The sequence below is a fragment of the Belliella buryatensis genome (assembly GCF_900188245.1).
GTDB lineage: Bacteria > Bacteroidota > Bacteroidia > Cytophagales > Cyclobacteriaceae > Belliella > Belliella buryatensis.
Map to the genome: position 1 here is coordinate 1 of NZ_FZOK01000019.1, position 22908 is coordinate 22908.

The 22908-nt window shown below is 37.6% G+C and carries 22 protein-coding genes; 5 read left to right on the top strand and 17 right to left on the bottom strand.

From position 1 onward, the window contains the following. Positions 1-414: 414 nt before the first annotated feature. The 5 genes from CHB66_RS15825 to rpmH are packed head-to-tail and all read right to left on the bottom strand — an operon-like array spanning position 415 to position 3868. A complete protein-coding gene (locus CHB66_RS15825) occupies positions 415-921 on the bottom strand; it encodes a DUF2480 family protein (protein ID WP_089242392.1) in 507 nt (168 codons plus the stop codon). After that, positions 918-1607: a tRNA (adenosine(37)-N6)-threonylcarbamoyltransferase complex dimerization subunit type 1 TsaB gene (gene tsaB, locus CHB66_RS15830; RefSeq protein ID WP_089242393.1), complete on the bottom strand. Its 690-nt coding sequence runs from the start codon at positions 1605-1607 to the stop codon at positions 918-920. Before tsaB ends, CHB66_RS15825 begins: the two co-directional genes overlap by 4 nt. Before the next feature lie 6 nt (positions 1608-1613). Further along, positions 1614-3278: a S41 family peptidase gene (locus tag CHB66_RS15835; RefSeq protein WP_089242394.1), complete on the bottom strand. Its 1665-nt coding sequence runs from the start codon at positions 3276-3278 to the stop codon at positions 1614-1616. Then, on the bottom strand, positions 3275-3664 hold the full coding sequence (gene rnpA / locus CHB66_RS15840) for a ribonuclease P protein component (RefSeq protein WP_089242419.1): 390 nt from the start codon (positions 3662-3664) through the stop codon (positions 3275-3277). The genes CHB66_RS15835 and rnpA overlap by 4 nt, the downstream gene beginning before the upstream one ends. A gap of 45 nt (positions 3665-3709) precedes the next feature. Continuing rightward, complete coding sequence (rpmH, locus tag CHB66_RS15845; RefSeq protein WP_076503142.1) at positions 3710-3868, bottom strand: 50S ribosomal protein L34; 159 nt, start codon at positions 3866-3868, stop codon at positions 3710-3712. A 139-nt stretch (positions 3869-4007) separates the two neighbouring features. Here rpmH and CHB66_RS15850 point away from each other — a divergent pair, with 139 nt between their 5' ends. Continuing rightward, a complete protein-coding gene (locus CHB66_RS15850; RefSeq protein WP_089242395.1) occupies positions 4008-5663 on the top strand; it encodes a M61 family metallopeptidase in 1656 nt (551 codons plus the stop codon). Positions 5664-5695: 32 nt separating this feature from the next. On the opposite strand, the gene CHB66_RS15855 is transcribed toward CHB66_RS15850, so the two are convergent. The 8 genes from CHB66_RS15855 to CHB66_RS15890 all read right to left on the bottom strand — a co-directional run bounded on the left by CHB66_RS15855 (position 5696) and on the right by CHB66_RS15890 (position 15142). Continuing rightward, on the bottom strand, positions 5696-6430 hold the full coding sequence (locus tag CHB66_RS15855) for a DUF4292 domain-containing protein (RefSeq protein WP_245812768.1): 735 nt from the start codon (positions 6428-6430) through the stop codon (positions 5696-5698). A gap of 48 nt (positions 6431-6478) precedes the next feature. Then, entirely contained in the window at positions 6479-8518 is a 2040-nt protein-coding gene (locus tag CHB66_RS15860; RefSeq protein ID WP_089242396.1) for a M16 family metallopeptidase, read from the bottom strand. A gap of 23 nt (positions 8519-8541) precedes the next feature. Then, entirely contained in the window at positions 8542-9873 is a 1332-nt protein-coding gene (locus CHB66_RS15865) for a M16 family metallopeptidase (protein WP_089242397.1), read from the bottom strand. 236 nt (positions 9874-10109) lie between these two features. Further along, positions 10110-10769 (bottom strand): hypothetical protein, encoded by a 660-nt coding sequence (locus CHB66_RS15870; protein ID WP_089242398.1) that lies wholly within the window; start codon positions 10767-10769, stop codon positions 10110-10112. After that, positions 10735-11520, bottom strand: a complete 786-nt coding sequence (locus CHB66_RS15875) for an ABC transporter substrate-binding protein (RefSeq protein WP_089242399.1) — start codon at positions 11518-11520, stop codon at positions 10735-10737. Before CHB66_RS15875 ends, CHB66_RS15870 begins: the two co-directional genes overlap by 35 nt. 191 nt (positions 11521-11711) lie before the next feature. Next, positions 11712-12779 carry a M42 family metallopeptidase gene (locus CHB66_RS15880; protein WP_089242400.1) on the bottom strand — a complete coding sequence of 356 codons (1068 nt, stop codon included), beginning with the start codon at positions 12777-12779 and terminating at the stop codon, positions 11712-11714. 327 nt (positions 12780-13106) lie between these two features. Continuing rightward, complete coding sequence (locus tag CHB66_RS15885; protein ID WP_089242401.1) at positions 13107-13460, bottom strand: four helix bundle protein; 354 nt, start codon at positions 13458-13460, stop codon at positions 13107-13109. Between the two features lie 98 nt (positions 13461-13558). Then, positions 13559-15142 (bottom strand): acyl-CoA carboxylase subunit beta, encoded by a 1584-nt coding sequence (locus CHB66_RS15890; RefSeq protein WP_089242402.1) that lies wholly within the window; start codon positions 15140-15142, stop codon positions 13559-13561. A gap of 211 nt (positions 15143-15353) precedes the next feature. Here CHB66_RS15890 and CHB66_RS15895 point away from each other — a divergent pair, with 211 nt between their 5' ends. The 4 genes from CHB66_RS15895 (at position 15354) to CHB66_RS15910 (ending at position 20191) form a co-directional block, all read left to right on the top strand. Continuing rightward, positions 15354-16313: a Ppx/GppA phosphatase family protein gene (locus tag CHB66_RS15895; protein WP_089242403.1), complete on the top strand. Its 960-nt coding sequence runs from the start codon at positions 15354-15356 to the stop codon at positions 16311-16313. Between the two features lie 26 nt (positions 16314-16339). Beyond that, the gene (locus CHB66_RS15900; RefSeq protein ID WP_089242404.1) at positions 16340-17413 is read left to right on the top strand and encodes an Ldh family oxidoreductase; all 1074 of its coding nucleotides are present in this window, start codon (positions 16340-16342) and stop codon (positions 17411-17413) included. A gap of 618 nt (positions 17414-18031) precedes the next feature. After that, entirely contained in the window at positions 18032-19396 is a 1365-nt protein-coding gene (locus CHB66_RS15905; protein WP_089242405.1) for a Gfo/Idh/MocA family protein, read from the top strand. Positions 19397-19480: 84 nt separating this feature from the next. Further along, entirely contained in the window at positions 19481-20191 is a 711-nt protein-coding gene (locus CHB66_RS15910) for a DUF4397 domain-containing protein (protein ID WP_089242406.1), read from the top strand. Positions 20192-20239: 48 nt separating this feature from the next. Here CHB66_RS15910 and cysM read toward each other — a convergent pair whose 3' ends face one another. From cysM to CHB66_RS15930, 4 genes are read right to left on the bottom strand one after another with little or no spacing between them, the layout of a single operon-like run. Beyond that, entirely contained in the window at positions 20240-21118 is an 879-nt protein-coding gene (gene cysM, locus CHB66_RS15915; RefSeq protein WP_089242407.1) for a cysteine synthase CysM, read from the bottom strand. 32 nt (positions 21119-21150) lie between these two features. Next, positions 21151-21987: a serine O-acetyltransferase gene (locus CHB66_RS15920; RefSeq protein WP_089242408.1), complete on the bottom strand. Its 837-nt coding sequence runs from the start codon at positions 21985-21987 to the stop codon at positions 21151-21153. Between the two features lie 19 nt (positions 21988-22006). Further along, complete coding sequence (locus CHB66_RS15925; RefSeq protein WP_089242409.1) at positions 22007-22576, bottom strand: hypothetical protein; 570 nt, start codon at positions 22574-22576, stop codon at positions 22007-22009. After that, positions 22557-22844, bottom strand: coding sequence for an FtsB family cell division protein (locus CHB66_RS15930; protein WP_089242410.1), 288 nt, complete (start codon positions 22842-22844; stop codon positions 22557-22559). The genes CHB66_RS15925 and CHB66_RS15930 overlap by 20 nt, the downstream gene beginning before the upstream one ends. Between the last annotated feature and the right edge of the window lie 64 nt (positions 22845-22908).

The following is a 22908-nucleotide window of genomic DNA, read 5'->3' on the forward strand; positions in this document are numbered from 1 at the left end:
GAGCCAGGATCAAACTCTCCATTGTAAAGTTTCTATCTCTACTCTCGTAGATTATTCCTATCGGCTCTTATTTATTCTTAACTTGAAAACTATCCAAAATAGCCCTCAATCGTTTCGTCTTACATCACTTCAATGAACTTTTCCTCTTTACGAGACATGTTCCAGAGACATTTTCCCTGAAAGCGAGTGCAAATATCGGGAGTTATTTTTAAGATCCAAAAACTTCTTTGAAAAAAATTTTTAAATCTTTTTACTTCCCTTTATCAGGCACTTTTTCAATTATATTCAAGACCCTGTTGATCTTGCTTCCCTCAATTGGGACTGCAAACATAGAAGGTATTTATAAATTTACCAAACCCGATTTTTAAAAAATTTACTGTTTTTTGATAACAGCTTGGAGTAAAGCAAAATAATTTATTTTGAAGCCTTATATAAGGGTACAGTACTACATGGCTCCCCATACATAATTGACTTGGCAAAAGGTTGTACTAGGGATACAACACGACCATATGCATAGGTAGGCACAGGGAATTTACTACAGCCCTTTATAACAACAGGCTTACCTGCGTATTCTGCTGGGTTAATTTTCAGTATTTCCTTTTCAAATAAGTATTGCTCTAGCGCGGTAAAATCACCTATTACATATTCCACATCTACTTTTGTCAGATAAGTACCAACCAAAATAAATGCCCATGCTGGCACAATGGCATCTGCTGTACAAGTAATCGCTACAAGTCTTCCCCTGAATTGATCCCAATCTAAAATCTTTAATGCAGACCTGAAATCCATTTCTTTTAAAATCAATTCTTGAAAAAGAAAATCTTTAAGATCAAATAGGATTCGTTCTTCTCTCCTATATAGTTCTTCAAGATCTATCGTGACCAATGGACTATTTGCAACTCTATTAATGATTTCACTCATACCAAAAATGGGTTTTTCTTCGACTTTAAAACCATAAACTCCTTCAAGTAGTTCGGCTCAAAGTAAGCGAGATCTTCAAACTCCCTTTTTTGGAATTTATCGAAAGCCAAGTTTCCAATTGTACAACTTGAATTAAGATGAGGTAAAAAACATGCATTTGGGTGTTTACAAAAAGTTGAAAATTTCTCAGACCCATCGCCTAAGAAATACACTCGCTCTCTATCTAAATAATTCACAAACGAATTCTCTTCTAATATCACTGGGGCAACTTGACCAAGGACTTCTCCTAAACCCGACACGACGCAGGCATAAACTTCCATTCTTCTCGCATCAATCATGGGGATTATGTATTCTGAAGCCAAAGCAAAAGGAAGAACTTGGGTAGCTAATGCCTGAAGTGTATTCACAGCAATCAAAGGTAAATCATGTGAAAAAGCTAAGCCCTTCGCTGTAGAAACACCTATTCTTAAGCCAGTATAAGATCCGGGGCCTTGAGAAACAGCAATAGCGCTCAAGCTTCGAACTTTTAGACTTAAATTTTTCAACAAGTCGTCTATCAACTTCATCAACTTTTGAGCATGCATATTATCAACATGCAATTCAGTCAAACCCATCAATTGACCTTGATTATGAACAGATACAGAACAAACCTGAGTTGCAGTTTCTATGGACAGAATTATAGCCATGCCTAATTATCTTTTTTTAGATGAAGCAGTCAAAATTCCAGAAAGCTTTTTCGGTTCGTTAAAAATTGCAATAGATTGATTGATTGCTAGGTCATTTAGCAAAGAAGCTTCAATCACTCCTTCTTGGTAATAATACCTAGATATTAACTCGTCTTTTAAGGCTTCTTTAATCTCCGACTTGAAGGTAATCAAGTCTTGTTCTTTGCTATGTGTAATTTGCTTTTTTAAGTTTTCAAGCTGTTCTTTTATATCATCATAGTACTTCTCCCTCTGAGCGTACTTCTCTAAGTCCTCCATTGACTTCTCTACAAAAGTCGTATAATCATATTCTTTTCCCTCTAACCACGCTACAAAATCTTCATATGTTTGATCAGAAATTGTAAACTCCCTTGGAGATGGTACTTCTTGATTTTCCAAGAAAAACTTATTCCCGAACTCAAAAACAAGGTTTCTAGCCACTAGACTGTAAGTGATGGGTGCGTAGACTTTCTCCTCCGTCAACTCGTCGGGTTCAATACCCGCACCATCATAAACGATTCTTCCATTCTTAGTAGTGAATTTGGTTCTCAACGAATCAGGAAGATCAACAGATGGAGAATCTGTTTTTTTACTATAATCAATAGCTTGGATACATCTACCACTTGGGATATAGTACTTGGCTGTAGTCACTTTAACTTGGGAATTATAAGACAGTGGGATAGATGTCTGAACCAAGCCTTTTCCAAAAGTCTTTTTACCAACCAAAATCGCTCTATCATAATCCTGCAAAGCACCAGCCACAATCTCAGAAGCAGAAGCACTTCTTTCATTGATCAACACCACCAAAGGAATATCCTTATCCACAGGCGATTTTGTAGTTTTATAAACAGAGTTTACACTTTCTAGCTTACCTATAGTTCTTACTACTTCTTTTCCTTTTGGGATAAATAGATTAACAATCTCTACTGCTTCTTTCAAAATCCCCCCTGGATTATCCCTTACATCTAATATTAACCTAGTAATACCTTGTGATTTTAAATCAATCAAAGCCTTTCTTACATCAGAGGCAGCATTGGTTGTGAAATCAGAAAGCTTGATATAACCTGTCTGATCATCTACCTTACCGTAATAAGGGACATTACTAATCACAATCTTTTTTCTATCTAAATTGACCGCGATGGTATCTTCTCCCCTCTTCACTTGAACAAAAACTGAAGTATTAGCAGGCCCTTTCAAAAGCTTTGAAATATCAGCTGTCTCTTTTTCTCTTACATCTACAGTGTCTACTTTCAAAAATTCATCTCCAATTCTTAAACCTGCAACCTGTGCTGGAAAACCTTTATAAGGCATTAAAATCATATTTTTCCCTGTCCTATTTCCAATAAGTGCTCCCACTCCACCATACTCACCAGTAGTCAAGAGGCGGAAATCATCAGAGTTTTCTTCTGGAATAAATTCAGTATATGGATCTAGTTCTTCCAGCATCGCATTGATACCAATAGTCACTAGTTCCTCTGCGTCTATTTCATCTACATAGTAAGAGTCCAACTCCCTGACAAGAGAAGCGAAAATATCTAGGTTTTTCGCTATTGCAAAAAGCTTATCATTCTTCGCTGTGAAAGAAAATAATACTCCAATCCCTAGGAGAATTGTAAATGCGATAGTAATGCTTTTTCTGGAAATAAATTTCATAACAAATGATTAGATTCATCGCTAGACTCTGCTAGCTTTTTAAGTATTTTTTGAACTGAGGATTCAATTTTTTGATAAGATGCAGTATCAGAGGAAACATAGATTAAGGCAATATACCGAGGTGAAAGTTTTGGATCACCAAATATATTTTTATTGTGCCTATAAGCTTCTTTAATTCTACGTTTGACCTGATTACGGTGTACTGCCTTTTTGATCTTCTTCTTTGAAACGGAAAAAAGTACCTGAATAGTTTCAGCACTGTCTAAAGGCTGTGGCAAAAAGAGCACCTTAAATGGATATAAAAAAAAAGAGGAACCTTTATCAAAAAGTTCCTTTATTGCCTTTTGAGAATGTAATCTTTCATTCTTTGGAAGTCTGTAATTCATTTCCATCATTGCTTACGTATAAATATACGAAATCAATGCAGATTATTACTTCTTAAGAGTCTTCTCAGAAGAAACAGTTAATTTATGTCTTCCTTTTGCTCTTCTAGATTTGATTACTCTTCTACCGTTTGCAGTAGACATTCTTTCTCTGAATCCGTGCTTGTTTCTTCTTTTTCTACGAGAAGGCTGAAATGTTCTTTTCATGACGCTATGATTTAATATTTTTTATGCTTACCTGACTTCTATCTTAGGTTGACCCTAAAAAGGACTGCAAAGATAGATAGGATTTTTTTATTTACAAATCAGTAGTTTACTTTTGTTTGCTACCAAACCACAAAGATAGATGCAATATTTTATTTCGCGCAATTCAATTCCCTCTCAGTTTGTAAATTTCAAACTCAAGCTGTCATGTGAATCTGGCGAAAAGGTAAAGCTTCAGTTAGCAGCATGGCGACCAGGAAGATATGAGTTGGCAAATTATGCTCAAAAAATTAGAGCTTTCAAAGTCTGTTATCTTTCACAAAATATAGCCTGGGAAAAACACAACAAAGATTGCTGGACATTTACCGCGAAAGAGGCTGGATTCTATGAGATTAGTTACGAGTTTTACGCCAATCAAATGGATGCAGGTGGTTGCTGGTCAGATGATGTACAACTCTATTTAAATTTCAGCAATTGTCTTTTCGAAGCCAAAGACAGGGAGAATGAAGAAATCTGCATCTATATTGACCTCCCCGAAAATCACCAAGTAGCTTGCCCACTATCAAGACAAGACCATACAACTTGGATTGCTGAAAATTATCAGGTAGCCATGGATAGTCCTTTTTTGGCTAGCAGTAACTTAAAACATTACGAATTCAAAGTTGATTCAAGTCGCTTTCATTTATGGTTTAATGGATCCATACATTTTGATGTATATGAATTGATTCAAGTTTTCAAAAGGTTTACACAGGCTCAAATCAAGGATTTTGGCGATTTTCCTGCGGATGACTATCATTACATATTCCAACTGTTACCCTTCAAACACTATCATGGAGTTGAACATCAGTACTCAACAGTGATTACAATTGGTGCAGACAAAGATTTATCAGAGAGAACATTATTTAAAGAGCTTGTTGGTGTAAGCTCTCACGAATTGTACCATTTTTGGAATGTGTGCAGAATCCGACCAAAAGAGTTGATTCCATATAATCTTGTCCAAGAGATTTATTTAAATGCAGGCTTGGTCATAGAAGGAATCACAACCTACATGGGAGACTTGTATTTATTGAAATCAGGTTATTTTGACTTAAAGGAATATTGTGAAGAAATACTCGAAAAGCTTCTTCAAAAGGAATTTGATAGTTTTGGTTGGAAAAATCAAAGTATCACCGAATCAAGCCAAGATTTATGGCTCGATGGCTATAAAGCAGGAATCCCAGATAAAAAAGTTAGCATCTATAACCGCGGAGCAATAATTTCACTTTGCTTAGACTTGATTTTGATTCAGAAAGGCAGCTCTTTGACCAAAGTAATGAACATCATGTGGGAAAGATTTGGCAAAACCAAAATTGGATATACCTTGGCTGACTTCCAACTGATCATCGAAGACACGCATGGGGAAGCAAGGGAAATACAAGACTTCTTCGATAGCTATGTATTTGGTGTAGCAGATATTTTCTCTTTATTGAAGTCTAACTTAGAAACGATAGGGATACAAATTGAGGAAATTTTCCGAGAAAAAAGCAGCATCCTCAACAATTTCGGTATTCGAATAGATGATAATGGATTAGTCACTCAGATTCACCCTGAAAGCGAAGCATATAACCATTTTATGCTAGGGGATAAAATAATTGAAAGCTCTAGGGAAAATGAAGATGGGAAATCTATTGTTTTCTTATTAGAAAGACAGTCTAGAAGACTAACCCTATTGCTCAGAAAAACAAATTCACTTTACTTTCCCCAATTCAAATGTAGGATCCAAGGCGAAACCAAATGGAGACAGGAGTGGATGAAATAAAAAAAGGAGACATATATGCCTCCTTTCTTTATTTAGTTAAAATCTGCTTCTGAAAAAGCTTTGTTAAACTCTATGGACTTTATTTTTGACTCTAGTGGAAAAGGCAACATTGGACTTACCACCGTGATAGTATGAGGATAAAGTACTCCTGCGACCTCTTTGTAATCAGAGTACAAGATATCGCCCGCTGCATCTGAGCTAGACTTCAATTTTAGACCTGACTTTACTGAATAGTACTCAACTGTCTTCATTCCATTTGAAAGTGTCAAAATCAAAACATTTGAATCTTCTCCTTCTACCTTTTCTATACCTCTAAGTTCCATTGATAGCCCTAGTTCCTTGTAGTGTGGTTCGGGGAAGACATACATTTGAGACTTGGAAAGTTCAAACATCTCTTTAGGTAGGTCTTGCGTTTGGCCTCCCATTTCAACAAACCCTTTACCGTCTTTTAGAATCATTTTCTGCTGAACTTGCCCCATCACCTTCGTTTCTTGTTTCAAGCGCCCATTTTCGGAATCACTTTTGACTATGGTTTCAATTACAGTTCCTTGAAAGTCTGCTTCAGTCAAAACATAAGCAGACTTCACTTTTGAAATTTTATCTATACCACCTACTGCTTGAATATACTTGGCAATAACTTCATCAGGATCTAATTCAACATGCGCAATGATGTTTGGCTGTGTGATCTTTCTTTCAACGAAAGATTCAGCTTTCGTTCCACTACCGATAAGGAGTGCTGCTGCTAATAAAAAGATTGGCTTTTTCATTTTTTTGAAAATTAAAATTGGAGTATTATAAACATTGATCCCTTTGCATTAATTAAATGTGTTTTTATCCAAAGCTTTATTGAACTCTACTTTCTTAATCTCAGAAGAAAGAGGCATTGGAATCATTGGGCTTTTGATTACCATTTGCATAGGATATTTAACACCATTGAATTCTTTGTATTTAGAGTAGGCGATTTCTCCAGAAGCTTGTCCATCAGTTTTGATTCTCAACCCTGATTCCACACTGTAGTAATAATCAGTTGAAATTCCCGATTCATTCATTACAGTTAATTTATATGCATTCTGCCCATCTACATCTTTGATACCATCAAGCACCATTCCATAACCCAAATTCTCAAAGTGTAATTCAGGAAATATAAACATGGAAAGTTTAGCAGCTTCATATTGTTCTTCAGGTAAAGTTTGAGATTGCCCTTGAACAGTGACTGACATTTTCCCATCTTTCATGACTGTGTTGGACATAACACCACCTCCTACAATCACTTTGTTGGAATAGGCTCCAATATTTTCATCGTAGTAAAAATTCATTCCTAAAGTCATTCCTGGCATCTCTGCTATACTTTCTATCTTAGCAGTTTTGATGTTTCTAATAACTGCCTCCCCTCCCACAGCATCATAAAACCTTGAAAGCACTTCTTCTGCAGTCATTCCTTCGTCCATCGCAATCTGTTTTTCGGGATCACCAGAAGTGGTAAAACGCTGAACTTCTCCAAAAGCTAGAAGGCTTTCTTGCACCGAGCCATTTCCTACCACAGTGATGTACATGTTGTCAGGCTTAAGGAATTTTTTAGCTGCAACATTCACATCCTCCACAGTCAATGCACCTAATCTTTGAAGATACGTTGCATAATAATCCTTAGGAAGATTATAGCGCTCAATATTGATGGCAAAGTTTGCAATCGTAGCAGGACTTTCAAGAGATCTTCCAAAAGAACCACTAAGATTTGCTTTTGCAGCATCTAGTTCAGTCTGGGTGATTCCATTTTCTCTCATATTTCTGATCTCGTAAATCATTTCATTTACAGCAGAATCTGTGGCAGCTCCTCTTACGCTAGCGTTTGCTGAAAAGCTTGCTACAAGGCTATTCGATCCAATTCTTGCGTAAGCACCATAGGTATAACCTTTATCCTCTCTAAGGTTCATAAACATTCTGGATGATCCGCCTCCTCCTAGAATATAGCCCGCAACTTGACTAGCTAGATAATCTGGACTTGGTAGATGATTTTGAATTGGATATGTAATGTTTACAACAGACTGTTGTGCTGATGGTCTGTCTACTAAAGCCACCACATTTTTTGCAGGGGGCTGGGGTATTGGATATTTAAACTTAGGTACATCCGCCTGCTTCCATTGTGCAAAATGCTTATTAACCAAAGTTTTTGCTTGATCCATATTAACATCACCTACAATTGCTAAGTAAGCTATATTTGGTCTGAAGAAAGTGTTGTAGTAGTTTTTAATGTCCTCGATAGTTACATTATCTACTGTTTGCTCTGTTTCATTCTCACCGTATGGATGATCTGTACCATACACCAATTTACTTGTTAAAACTGAAGAGATGCTGGAAGGGTCTGATTTTGCAGAAGCTAATCCAGACTTTGCTTGTGTTTTTAATTTCTGTAATTCTTCTTCTGGAAAAACAGGATTATATAGTACATCAGCCATCAGTTCTAATACTTTTTCTTGATGTTTAGTTAGAGTAGAGGCAGAAATAGAAGTAGAAGAGGCGGAGATACTTGCTCCTAGAAAATCTATTTCCTCGTTAAATTTATCTTTAGATCTGTTCTTTGTTCCTGCTGTTAGCATTTCTCCTACGAAGCTTAACATCCCAGATTTATCACCTTCTAAGATTGGATCTCTATCTAAAATCAGAGAATAAGTAACTCTAGGAAGTTTTTGATTTTGAATGACAAAAACTTTTAAACCATTATCTAAAGTAAATGATGCTGCATCACCAAATCTGATTTCTGGAGCTGGTCCAGCCTCTGGCATTTTTGTCCTATCAAGCTGGGCAAAAGAAGCTGATGCTAGCAAGGAGAATACGAATAATATATATAGTCTTTTCATATTGAATTTACATTTAAGAAATCTCACTCAGTAGTTTCAGTTGGCTTTGGTAAATACTTTAATACAACTCTGCTGTCTTTATTCAAATATTGATTGGCTACTCTTTTGATATCTTCAGCTGTTACCTTTCTAAACTTATCTAACTGAGAATTCACATAATCAGCACTACCATAAAAAACGTGACCTTGTGCTAATGACTGCGCGATATTTGCTACAGATCCAAAACCATTGACTAATTGTGTTTCTTTGATGTTAATCAATTTCTGTAGATCATTCTGATCAATACCTTCCTGTTTTACGGTAGCCAAAACTTCATCAATAGCGACATTCAATTCATCTATGTCAACACCCATATTAGCTATAGCCAAAACTAAAAACATACCACCATCTTCCAAGTCATTTGGAAAAGCAATTGCTTGAAGTGCCTTTTGTTGTTTATCAACCAGCTCTTTGTACATTAATGAGCTTTTACCGGAAAGTAAATAAGTACTTAAAAGATTCAAAGCATAAGTATCAGGATGGTTTTTCTTTGGCATCAAGTAGCCTTGGAAAATTGCAGGAAGCTGAATATTATCATAAACAACATCCACTTTTTGAGATTTCAGTTTTTCAATTTCAATGTTTGGTCTGTAAGGAGCCTTCTTACCAGCAGGAATTTCTGAAAAATATTTTCTAATCATCCTCTCAGTCTCTTCATAATCAATATCTCCAGCTATAGAAAGCGTGGCATTATTAGGAACATAATACATCGCATAAAACTCCATAAACTCCTCTAGCTTGGCATTGTCCAAATGCTCAGCAGAACCGATAATCGGCCAATTATAAGGATGATTAGGATAAAGTCTCACAGGCATTTCTCTTTGAAAAGAGCCATAAGGCTGCTCGTCCATCACCTGCTTCATTTCTTGTTTGATGACTTCCCGCTGTGTATCCACCCCAGTTTGATCTACCTTGGCATGAAGCATTCTTTCTGATTCAAGATAAAGTGCCAATTCAAGTTGGTTAGAAGGAAGAATTTCATAATATACTGTGTAATCCTGACTCGTTCCTGCATTCAGCGTCCCTCCAGCTGACTCTACAATTTCAAAAAATTTCCCTCTTGGAATATTTTCAGAACCTTCAAACATCAAATGTTCAAAAAAATGGGCAAAACCAGTTCTTTCAGGATTTTCATTTTTGGAGCCTACATGGTAAAGTACCGTAGTAGCCACAATAGGAGTAGTATTATCTTGATGTAAAATTACATGTAGCCCATTGTCTAGTTTAAATTCTTTAAACTCAATTTTATTTTGGGCTAATACTGAAAGTGCTAGAAAAGCACTCAATAAAAGCGACAAGGTAAGTTTTCTGATCATATTCTTTAAATTTTTGGTATTAATAAATATCAAGTATCGTGCTCTAAATATGAGCGATGTAAGATAAGTAAGAAAAAATAAAATAAAACAACTTAAAATAAATAAAATCACATACATCTAGGATATACCAAGATATTAGCATGATTTAAAATTAATTTTCAAAATTACAAACAATCAAAAATGGACGAATACGGACACAAAACAATAAAAAACGTTCATATTCGATCACGACTTTCTTACTGCAAGGTGTATATGAATTCAAATAGCTTTTGAAGATCCTTTTTTAGCGATTTTGAATTGACTGTATGATTAATATTATGTGAAGTTTTTATTTGCATTTCAATAATGACTTCATCATGTACTAGATCATATAATTTATATCTCGTAATAATCCAATAATCACCTTCAACCCAACTTGTACTATGGACAAATGGGCTGTTATTATTGATTTCATTATACCTCATTGTAGCGCCCAATTTGCTAATCCTGATAGGTTTTTTATCCAATATCTCTAAATCCAATAAATACCTTACCCCTAAATCTTTATATAACTTTTGTTGGTTTCTTTCTGTGGTAAAATCATGAATACCAACTGACTTCAACTCCATTTCATGGTAATCTGTATCCCAGATTTCTTCAAATCCATACCTTTGAAGTTCGATAGGTAGGGTTTCTAAAAAAGTATTGTAATCTTTTTGTGGAAAGCCAGGAGGCAATGTCACCATAAGTTTATCAGAAAGGTCAATAGGATATGCAGTAGGACTGACATTAACATCTTCAACAATCTGTTTAACTGATCTACCACAAGAGGTGAATAAAATAAATACAACTAACAGAGCTACCGATGTGAGTTGACTCTGATTAGATTTTATTGTTAATTTTCCTATGAAGTTCATTGAAGTAATTCATCGATTTCTTTAGTCTACTACCGTACCATGAAAAAAGTTCTCCATCCACAATCATTATTTTGGTTTGGGGAAGATGGGCTTCAAAAATCTTTAAATGCTGATCTTTGAAGGGAAATGGTTCAGAGCTCAAAAGCAAAAAATCAGGATTAAGTGATGCAATGGTAGAAATACTTAACTCAGGATACCTACTTTCTTGAATTAGGTTCTCAAAACCAGCCACATTGAGCATTTCATTGATGAAATTATCCTGTCCTGCACACATGATAGGATTATTCCAAATCAAATAAATCGCAGTACCAAGTTTGGGCAAAGGCTGCTGTAAACTAGTTGAAATCTCTGCAATCAAATCTTGTGCAAGATCCTGAACTCCTGTCATCTCTGCGAGCATCGCTATCATCTCGAGCGAATCCTTCAGTGTGTAAATATCACTCACCCATACTGGATACTTTTCTGCCAATTGTGCTATTCCCTCCTGATAGTTCTCTTCCTTGTTCCCAATAATTAAATCGGGTTGCAATGCATCGATTTTGTCAAAATGAAAATTTTTGGTCCCCCCTATAATTTGCTTATCCTTTTTAAGCCCTTTGGGATGAATGCAAAATTTAGTAATCCCCACAAGTTCATCCCGTAAACCTAGATCCACCAATAGTTCAGTTTGTGAAGGAACCAAAGAAATGATTCTCTGCGGAGCCTCAGGAATTACCACTTTTCTATTGAGTTGATCGGTGTAGGTGGGCATTTTAATTTGGATTGGAAGGTTACAAAGTTGGAAGGTTTAAAGGTTTGCAATTAGTTGATTAAGGGATTAGGGATTAGTTGATAGAGGGATTAGGGAAAGTTGACTGGGATACTAGATAACTCAATTCACTGATAACCTAATCACTATTCAACTGATAACATAATAACTCAATCAACTAATCTCACTAATTACTAAACAACATATCTAAAATCAAACTTTGGATCGAAGTCTTCTAGGAATCCTTTGATCAATTGAATGACTTGTTGGATGTCTTCTTTGCTGGCAGTTTCCACTGTAGTGTGCATATATTTCAATGGCAGTGAAATCAAGGCTGATGGTACTCCCTCGTTAGAATAAGCAAATGCATCGGTGTCTGTCCCGGTAGTTCTTGAAGCTGCGGAACGTTGGAAATTGATTTCTCTTTTTCTGGCGGAATCTATGATCAGATCTAATAATTTTTTGTGAACAGATGCTCCATAAGTTAAAACAGGGCCCTTTCCTGCTACCAAATCTCCTGAAGTGATTTTGTTGTACATAGGCGCCGTAGTATCATGACACACATCAGTAATGATCGCTACTTGAGGTTTGATTCTCGCAGCAATCATAGATGCACCTCTAAGACCTATTTCTTCCTGTACAGCATTTACAATATATAATCCGAAAGGTAATTTGACTTTTGATTCGTGCAGTAACCTTGCTACTTCAGCAATCATAAATCCTCCTACTCTGTTATCCAAAGCTCTTCCGCTGTAGAATTTATCATTCAATTCTGTCAATTCATCCTGAAATGTGATCACACAGCCCACATGAATCCCCATTTTTTCAACCTCTTCTTTGGTTCTGGCTCCGACATCGATAAAGATATTGTCCAAAGTTGGTGCATCTTCTTTCCCATCTTTCCTCACATGGATGGCAGGCCATCCAAATACTCCTGGAATGATTTTTTCATCTGTGTGAATGTTGACACGCATGGATGGAGCAATCATGTGATCGGAACCACCATTTCTTCTGACATAAATGTAGCCTTCTGGTGTAATGTAATTGACAAACCAGCTGATTTCATCCGCATGGGCTTCAATTACTACTTTGAATTCAGCATCTGGATTAATCACCCCTACTGCCGTTCCGTAATTGTCCGTAAAATGGGTGTCCACAAAAGGCTTGATATAATCTAGCCAAACTTGCTGCCCCGACGCTTCAAAACCTGTTGGACTCGCTGTATTGAGGTATTTGTAAATGAATATTTCTGATTTTGACATGATTTTAATTTTTAAAATGTCAACAGTCAACGGTCGACTGTCAACTGAAGACCAATTTCACTATTTAAATTGTTCTATTTAATGGCCCATTTGGATAAATAAATTTCATTAAAGATTATCCGTTTAATTAAATTCTTAATTTCACGGATTTGTGACTTTCGAATAATTTTATTTTATGATTATCCGATTTGTTGCCCGTAAAGAAAGAAAACAAGGATTAAAGTTCATTTAGGTGAACAGTAAACTGCGGACAGTCGTCTGTCGACGATTATCCGCATAAATTCAAATAAATATTAAGCTACTGGCATAATTGCGGATAATCAAATTTTATTTTAACGAGTTCTTCAATGCTTGTATTTTTTTAATCAACTCTTCATATTGATTGTAAAGGCTTTCAAAATTTCTTTCTGAAATTATTTTTCTTTTTCTTCCTAAATGCAAACACGAAACAACTTCTAAAGCTGACCGAATCCAGTAATTTAAAAACCGTTTAAAATCTGGATTTGTTTGTCCTGTTGATCCTTCTGCTATATTCAATGCAACTGAATCAGCAGCTCTTTGAATCTGTGATGCAAGGATAAATTTTTCATGATTTGGAAAATCATCAATTAACAAACTCACCTGATAGGAAAGCTCTATTGCAATTTGCCATACTGTCAACTTTTCAAACTTGAACCCCATGAAACAATTATTTTAAACAAGTATTACTTTCAAAAACAACTACAACCTATATCATGAAGCGGCACCGAAACTGTTGTCTGCCGACAGTTGACTGTTGACTACAAAGGCATATTCCCATGCTTTTTCCTCGGTAGCTTATCCACCTTGTTTTCTAGCATTTTGAATCCGCGGATGAGTTTATCTCTGGTTTCTGATGGGATGATGACTTCATCTATAAATCCTCTGTGCGCTGCTCTATATGGGTTTGCGAATTTGGCTGTGTAATCGTCGATTTTCTCTTGAAGCTTTTCTTCAGGGTTTTCTGCATCTGCAATTTCTCTTTTGAAAATAATCTCTGCTGCTCCTTTTGCTCCCATCACAGCAATCTCAGCTGTTGGCCAAGCAAAATTCAAATCAGCACCGATATGCTTGGAGTTCATTACATCATAAGCGCCACCATAAGCTTTTCGCGTAATCACTGTAATTCTAGGAACTGTCGCTTCAGAGAATGCATAGAGTAACTTCGCTCCGTTGGTAATAATTCCATTCCACTCCTGATCTGTTCCGGGCAAAAATCCTGGAACGTCCACCAAAACCAATAAAGGAACATTGAATGAGTCACAGAATCTAACAAATCTTGCAGCTTTAACGGAAGCATCATTATCCAAAACACCTGCCATAGACTGAGGCTGATTACCGACTATTCCGATACTACGGCCTGCTAATCTTGCAAAACCGACCACGATATTATCAGCGAAGTTTTTATGAACTTCTAAAAATGAACTTTCATCAACTATTCCCTCAACAACTTCTCTAATATCATAAGGATGATTGGCATTATCAGGAATGATGTCATTCAAGACAGACCTTGATTCATCCTCTTTCAAATCATATGCATAGACAGGTGCCTCATCCTCACAGTTTTGAGGGATATAGCTAAGAAGTTTTTTGATATGATTGATACACTCCAGTTCATTAGCGCAAGCAAAATGGGTCACTCCTGACTTAGTACTATGCGTACTTGCACCTCCAAGTTCTTCTGCAGTGACAGTTTCCTGCGTAACTGTTTTCACAACATTAGGGCCAGTCACAAACATGTAAGAGGTATTTTCCACCATGAGAATGAAGTCGGTAATCGCTGGAGAGTACACCGCTCCACCAGCACATGGCCCCATGATTGCAGATAGCTGGGGAATCACACCAGAAGCAAGCGTATTCCTATAAAAAATATCAGCATATCCACCCAATGACACCACCCCTTCTTGAATTCTAGCTCCTCCAGAATCATTCAAACCTATCACAGGCGCTCCATTTTTCATGGCCATATCCATGATTTTGCAAATTTTCTCTGCATGGGTCTCTGAAAGCGAGCCTCCAAAAACAGTGAAGTCCTGAGAATAGACATAGGTCAAACGACCGTTGATTTCACCATAACCAGTCACTACACCATCTCCAAGATAATGCTCCTTATCCAAACCAAAATCCTTGGCCCTATGCATGACAAACTTATCTATCTCCTGAAAAGTACCTTCATCCATTAGCAAATGAATCCGCTCCCTAGCGGTCAACTTTCCTTTCTTGTGCTGTCCCGCTATCCTCACTTCCCCACCACCCAGTAAGGCTTCCTCATTCTTTTTTTTCAATAAATCAATTTTGTCCTTATTAGTAGGCAAGGTATATACCCCTTTGGTCTGGCTATCCATATTGTCTAAAGTTAATTTGGTTCTTTCAAATATACAGCCCGCAGGCAGAGCGCAAAAATTTTTCATGAAATTGCTTTCTTATTTTCATTTTAATGGACTTTCTCAAACTCTGTACATAGGAAATAAAAATTTGATAATCTGCAATAAACGCTCGTCTCTGATTCCTTTTTAAATAAATCTTCTATATTCGCACAACTTTAATTGGGCGCTTATGATATCTAGAAAAGCTGCTATCATTGACATGGGTACCAATACATTTCATTTGCTATTGGTTAAGTTGAGTGCAGATAACTTTACAACACTTTACAAAGAAAAAATTGCCGTCAAAATCGGGCAAGGAGGGATCAATCGCAACATCATTACCGATGATGCACAGAAAAGAGCTTTCCATACCTTAGGTCATTTCAAAAACCTAATCGATGGTGAAAGAATTACCGAAATTTTTGCATTTGCTACTAGCGCTGTCCGAAATGCTGGCAATGGACAAGATTTTGTAGCTGAAATCAAAAATAGATTTGACATCACGGTGCATGTGATCGATGGAGTCCAAGAAGCACAATTGATCTATGAAGGAATCAAATTCAGTGGTTCACTAGATCAAGAAACACATCTTATGATGGATATAGGAGGAGGCTCCGTGGAGTTCATCATCGGAAATAATCAAAAAGCATTTTGGAAGCAGAGTTTCGAGATCGGTGGACAGCGGCTTTTGGACTTATTTCACTACCATGACCCTATCATCAGTGAAGAAATCACCAACTTGAATCTCCACCTAGAAAATAAACTATCAGACCTGATATCAGCCATCAAAACGTACCACCCTACCAAACTAGTGGGTGCTTCAGGTACTTTTGATACTTTAAGTGACATGTATTACGAAACGATACACAGACAAAAAGGGAAAGCTGAGCAATCTTTCATCTTACCGAGAGATGGATTTGAAACTTTAGCTGAGCAACTACTCACCCTCAATAAAGCAGAGCGATTGAAAATCCCAGGCATGATCCCTATGCGTGTAGACATGATCGTTGTGGCCTCCTGTCTGATCAAATATATTTTACAATACGTGCCTGTAGACTCCTTAATTTGTTCCAGCTTTGCCTTGAAGGAGGGAGCTATTTCCCAACTACTTCTCAATAACTCTTTAGTAGAATCACCAGAGATTGAATAATATAAATTTCAAGAATTACTTTAAGCATGAACACATTTAGCTACCAGCAACTTTACGAATTCACATACAACATTTTGTTAAAAATTGGCTGTTCCGAAACTGATGCTAAGATTGCAACTGAGGTCTTACTTTCAGCAGACCTAAGGGGAGTAGATTCGCATGGAGTAGCTAGACTATCGGGGTATGTGAGGCTTTGGGAAAAAGGTAGAATTAATGCAACACCGAATGTTCATGTCAGTTACGAAACTCCAAGTACAGCTGTGGTAGATGGTGATGGAGGCTTGGGACTTGTGGTAGCTCCCTTTGCCATGCAGGTGGCGATAGAAAAAGCCAAAAATGCTGGTACCGGTTGGGTCTCAGTCAAAAACTCCAATCACTATGGTATTGCAGGATACCATGCCATGATGGCTTTGGAACACGATATGATTGGACTATCTCTGACCAATGCCAGTCCACTGGTCAGCCCAACATTTTCTAAAGAAAGAATGCTGGGCACCAACCCAATTTCAGTAGCGATCCCTGCTGATAAACAACCTCCATTTGTAGCAGATATGGCCACCACCACTGCTGCCAATGGTAAATTAGAAATATTGCAACGTAAAGAAATGGATGCTCCTTTAGGCTGGGTTCAAGATGCTGATGGCATACAAACCACAGATGCCAATGGTGTGAAAAAAGGCGGTGCTTTACTTCCACTTGGTGGTGACAGAGAACATGGTTCACACAAAGGCTACATTCTGGGATCTGTAGTTGATATATTTTCCGCCGTACTATCTGGAGCAAATTATGGCCCTTGGGTTCCTCCTTTTGTCGCATTCTTAGAGCCTGACCCTAATCCAGTTGGAAAAGGTTTAGGGCATTTTTTCGGAGCGATGCGTGTAGATGCATTTAGACCTGCCAATGAATTCAAAACTCATATGGACAATTGGATCTCCAGATTCAGAGCAGCAAAGCCGATCGAGGGACATGATAAAGTCTTGATCCCAGGGGATCCTGAGCGGGAACTGGAAACAGAAAGAATGTCAAACGGGATTCCTCTGATCAAACCTGTTGAAGATGATTTGAGAGCTTTGGGGCTTAAGTTTGGGGTAGAATTGTAGTTGAAATTTCTATTCCCAAACACAAATTGTACTGATTCTAATTTTTTCGTCTTGAAAAAGCACAATCTTGGAATAATTATATGTTTTCTTGGTTTTTCGCCAAAAGTCGGCGAATGGTCGGGAGGGATACGGGACACGGTCGGAACACGGACGGGAGGAAGACGGGAGAAATTGGGGTGATTTTTATATAAAATATGATTATTTTAGATTTATTTGCACTTTTTTAATATTGAAAAATGAGAGTATTATATTGTATACATGGCACCATGTAGATTGTACAAAGTAGGGAGATAAGAAGATTTAAGATTTTGGTTTTGGACAAATCAGATTGAGAGGGAATAGTTGGAAGAAGCGGGGTTTGCCACGGAGGATTGGAGGAACACGGAGGGAATAGTTTGAAAACTGCATTATACAGAATCCTAGTCTGAAGACTTGAACCGCTTAGGGAAATAGGATTACAATTCCTATTCATCTAGATCTCGAACCCCGAGGAGTCAGTGAAATTTCGAGAAGCGGAAATTTGAGGTAATAGAATGATTCGCCTACTTTTAAAGTATTTTTAGACAGACTCAATTCTTTTGTATATTGAAGTCCTCAAACCTAATTATTTTTAAACCAATGGAAAACCAACAACAAGGAAGAAGGTCTTTTATCAAGAAATCTGCGGCGGCGTTAGCTTTGATGGGATTGGGGTTGCCTAGTTTTGGACATATTCAAAATAAGCAAACCCTTAAAGTGGCACTGATTGGTTGCGGTTGGTATGGGAAAATGGATCTTTGGCGCTTGATTCAAATTGCCAATGTGGAAGTGATCGCACTTTGCGATGTGGATCAAAATCATCTTGCTGAAGCAAATACACTTTTAAAAAATAGATTTTCCGGACATACTCCAAGCCTCTATAAGGACTATCGGGATCTTCTCAAATCCCATCAATTAGACATTACCATCATTGGTACGCCAGATCATTGGCATGCCTTACAGACAATCGCCGCATTGAAAGCTGGATCACATGTGTATTTACAAAAACCCATTTCTGTAGATATCATAGAAGGAGAGGCTGTGGTAGCTGCTACTAAAAAATACAAAAAAATCGTACAAGTAGGCTTACAAAGAAGAAGCACCCCACACCTGATTGAAGCAAAAAATCAAATCATTGATACGGGAAATTTAGGTAAAATAGGACATGTAGAAATCTGTTGCTATTACCACATGCGTGCCAAAGGAAATCCACAAGAAAAGCCTATTCCTGATTTTTTGGATTATGACTTATGGACAGGTCCTGCACCATGGAGACCTTATGATGGACTTCCTCACAAAAGGTGGTGGAGAGCTTTCATGGAATACAGCAATGGCATCACAGGCGACATGTGTATCCACATGCTAGATGCGGTCAGGTGGATGCTAGACCTTGGATGGCCAACTCAGGTTTCAGCCAAGGGCGGTATTTTTGTCCAAAAAAATGAAAAATCCAATATAGCGGATACCCAAACTGCAACATTTGAATATCCTGAATTCAACATAGTGTGGCAGCATCGAACTTGGGGAAATCCTGTAGATCCAGCATATCCTTGGGCATTTAAAATTTTTGGAGAAAATGCTTACTTGGCTGGAAGTCCTTTCCAAGCTGATTTTGTTCCTTATGGTGAGGAAAAACCCATACATTGGGAAGCAGTCTACGAAAAAGATAAATTTCCAGAAGATCTGAACGAAAAGGACATCGAGCTTCATGCAGTTCCCGCTACAAGGCGCCATTTTCAAAACCTACTTCAGGCTATAAATGAAAATAGGCATCCTAATGCCAATATTTATGAAAGCCATATCTCTACGGCCTGCTGTATTCTGGCTAACCTATCCATGGAGCTTGAGAGGCCTTTGACTTATGACCCAGCAACAAGGTCTATCCCTTCTGATAGTGAGGCTAATGAAAAGCTAAGAAGACCTTATCGATCTCCATGGATTCATCCAGAGCCAGATCAAGTTTAATTTTTTTTGTTAATCACTGTAGCACTTTAGTAAAGTACTCCGTCCTAAGGGAAGAAGTGAAACTAAACCAACTATTTTACTACTATGAAGATTACACACAAAATCAAAATGCTAATTGTTCCGTTCATCATTGGAATAAGTCTTAGTAGCTGTCTAGACAACAATGATGGTGTACCATTAGAACCTCATGCGAATATTTCAATCTATCATGGAGCACCTGAAACAGCATCGCTTGATGTCTTTGCCAATAGCAATCGTGTCACCAACAATCCTTTCAGGTTCACAGAAACATTACCTTATTTGAGGTATTATCTGGGTGAAAGGACATTCAAATTTTCACCATACAATTCTGTGACCTCCTTGCTGGAGAAAACTTTTACCATAGAAGAAAATAAAGTCTATTCCATGTTTCTAGCTGGGCTACCGGAAGATTTGGACGCAATACTATTGGAAGACTCTTGGGGAGCTTTTAATCAAACTCAGGCTCAAATCAGGTTTGTACACCTATCCCCAGATGCAGGCCTAGTGGAAGTTTTCTTGGAGCCGAGTGACTCCCCTTATGTTGACAATTTAGATTTTAAAACCTATTCAGATTTTGAAGCTGTAGATGCCAAAAGTTACAACATTCAAGTGGTGTCCAAGGATTCTGGCGAAACTTTGGTTACAGCAAATAACGTAGAATTACGAGGGAATAGAGTATACACTTTGCTACTAAGAGGGCTTCTAGAAGAAAAAGCTGATGTGAACAAAAAGCTCAATCTGCAATTAGTAACCAACTTTATCAACTACCAATGACAAGAAATCCCGAGCCATGGCTCGGGATTTTTTTTATCGTTGAGTATATCAACCAAATAGATCTGAACTCAAATAACGATCTCCCCGATCACAAGTAATGCAGACAATGACACCCTCTTCGATTTCTCGGGCTATCTCCAACGCGGCTTTCAGCGCACCACCACTACTCATTCCAGCAAGAATCCCTTCTTCTTTAGCCATTCTCCTAGTCATCATAGTGGCGGCTTCTTCGCTCACGTCTATGATTCTATCTACACGGGAATTATCATAAATTTTTGGTAAAAATTCAGGAGACCATCTTCGGATACCTGGAATACTTGAGCCATCAGTTGGTTGAGTTCCTACGATCTGAATTGCCTGATTCTTTTCTTTGAGAAACTTGGACACTCCCATGATAGTGCCCGTCGTACCCATCGCAGAGACAAAATGAGTTACTTGTCCATTCGTATCTTTCCAAATCTCAGGACCTGTAGTATGGTAATGTGCCATGTAATTATCTGGATTGGCAAATTGATTGAGTATAAAGAAGCCTTCTTCTGCAGCCATTTTATCAGCTAATTCTCGAGAATACTCTATTGTTTTATCTGCTGGTGTCAAGATTACTTTGGCTCCGTAAGCTTCCATTGAAAGAATCCTCTCTTTTGTAGAATTATCAGGCATGATCAGCGTCATATTCACTCCAAGTAAATTTGCCACCATCGCCAGAGCAATCCCTGTGTTGCCACTTGTTGCTTCCACTAATTTATCCCCCTTTTTGATATCACCCCTTTCTAAAGCACGCTTGATCATATTATAAGCAGCCCTATCCTTGACGCTACCTGCAGGATTTTGCCCTTCTAGTTTACAAAAGATTTTTACATTGGGGTTTTCAGGAATATGCTCCAATTCTACCAATGGGGTATTGCCGATCAATTCAAATAATTTCATAATAAAGGGGTGATTTTTAACAGTTCCTTATTTCAGTCTTGATCATTTTTGAAGACATAAAGATCCGTCTGATCCTTTCCAGCATCATACATCTTTGCTTTGTAATAAATTTTGGAATTAGCAGGCACACTTTTAGTCAACCATACATTACCACCGATTACTGAGCCTTTCCCAATTACTGTATTTCCACCCAATATAGTGGCCCCGGCATAAATTACGACTTCATCTTCTATGGTTGGGTGACGTTTAGTGTCAGCGTCTTCTTTGTGCACGCTCAGTGCACCCAAAGTCACACCTTGATACAACTTGACATGATTCCCGATTACTGTCGTCTCTCCGATCACCAAGCCTGTACCATGGTCTATACAAAAATGATGTCCAATACTTGCTCCAGGGTGAATATCTATCCCTGTCTTGCTATGTGCATACTCTGTGATGATTCTAGGGATCATCCTAATTCCCATCAAATACATTTCATGCGAAATCCTGTAAGCTGCTATTGCATAGAAACCTGGATAGCACCTGAGAATCTCCGCCCTCGATTTAGAGGCTGGGTCTCCCGCAAACATGGCATCCACATCTTGATGAATCAAATCGAAAACTTCTGATAGTTTGGTAAAAAACTGATTACTCAATGAATCCCCATCTCCTTGATGAAGGTGCTTGTTTTTGCTGAGAATTTGAGCAAACTGATTTTGTAAAGCGAATAGGTTGCTTTCTACTTCTTTTCTTTCTCTAATAATATCTAATGCATATTCGGGGAAAAGTAAACCTAAAAGTGAGTCGAAAAAAGTTTGTATCAATTTCGGAGAAGGGCACTCTGGGCATTCTTGGTGCGATTTAAATATCTTGTCTATTAGCTGGTCCATTTTTCGGTGATGTTTCAAATCAAAAAACAAAACCCACTCGAATCACATAAGGTTCATTATAAGGAGACCGAAGATTGTCATGCATCAGATTGTACAAGAAAGTAAAATTGGCTCCTCCTCTATTTCCAAAAGGAGCAAAATAGCCTGCTCCAACAAAAAACCCGGGAATCCACTCTCTATTGTATTCATTGGTATTTCTATTGAATAGATCAAAATTCAACATTTCATACTCAGTATGAGCAAAAATATTAGGAAAAACATTGTACCTCAAAAATGTCCGACCACCATACAAACTCCTATTCCCTGTGCCCACATTCACAAATCTTCTGTCTTCAAAATACTGGTAAGTAGCTCCAAGACCTCCAGAAAATTTCTCCGTAATCATTGCTCCTACTAAAGGCGAGACATCTATGAATGTAATGGTACCAAACTGCATCGCAAAATTACCTCCATAGTAAAGTCTATCTCTCAATGGTGGATTCTCCTCAGGGTCAATGTAGCGTTGCGCTACTGCTTGGTCAGTGATTACAACAGTGAATACTAATACTGCAATAGAAAAAAATAATACTTTAATCTTGGACAATAACATATAGATCTTCTGTTTTCTTCTTCATCAGATATCTTTCACGGGCAAACTTCTCCAGAAGTTCAGAATTGCTCATCAACTCTTCTCTATCCTGCTTGATCTTATTTTTCCTTTCTAATAAAAACTCCTTTTGATTCTCCAATTCTCTCACTTTCGAGCTTAACTTAAACTGCGTCAAAATATCATTAGAATCAATAAAAATCATCCAAAGGACAAAAAGAACTGTGAAAACAAAATAGAAATTCTTGGTGTATTTGAGGTACTTGCTCATGTCCACATTGCTTGATTTAAAACAAATATAGAAAAATGAATGGCATTGAAAAAAACTGAGTAAG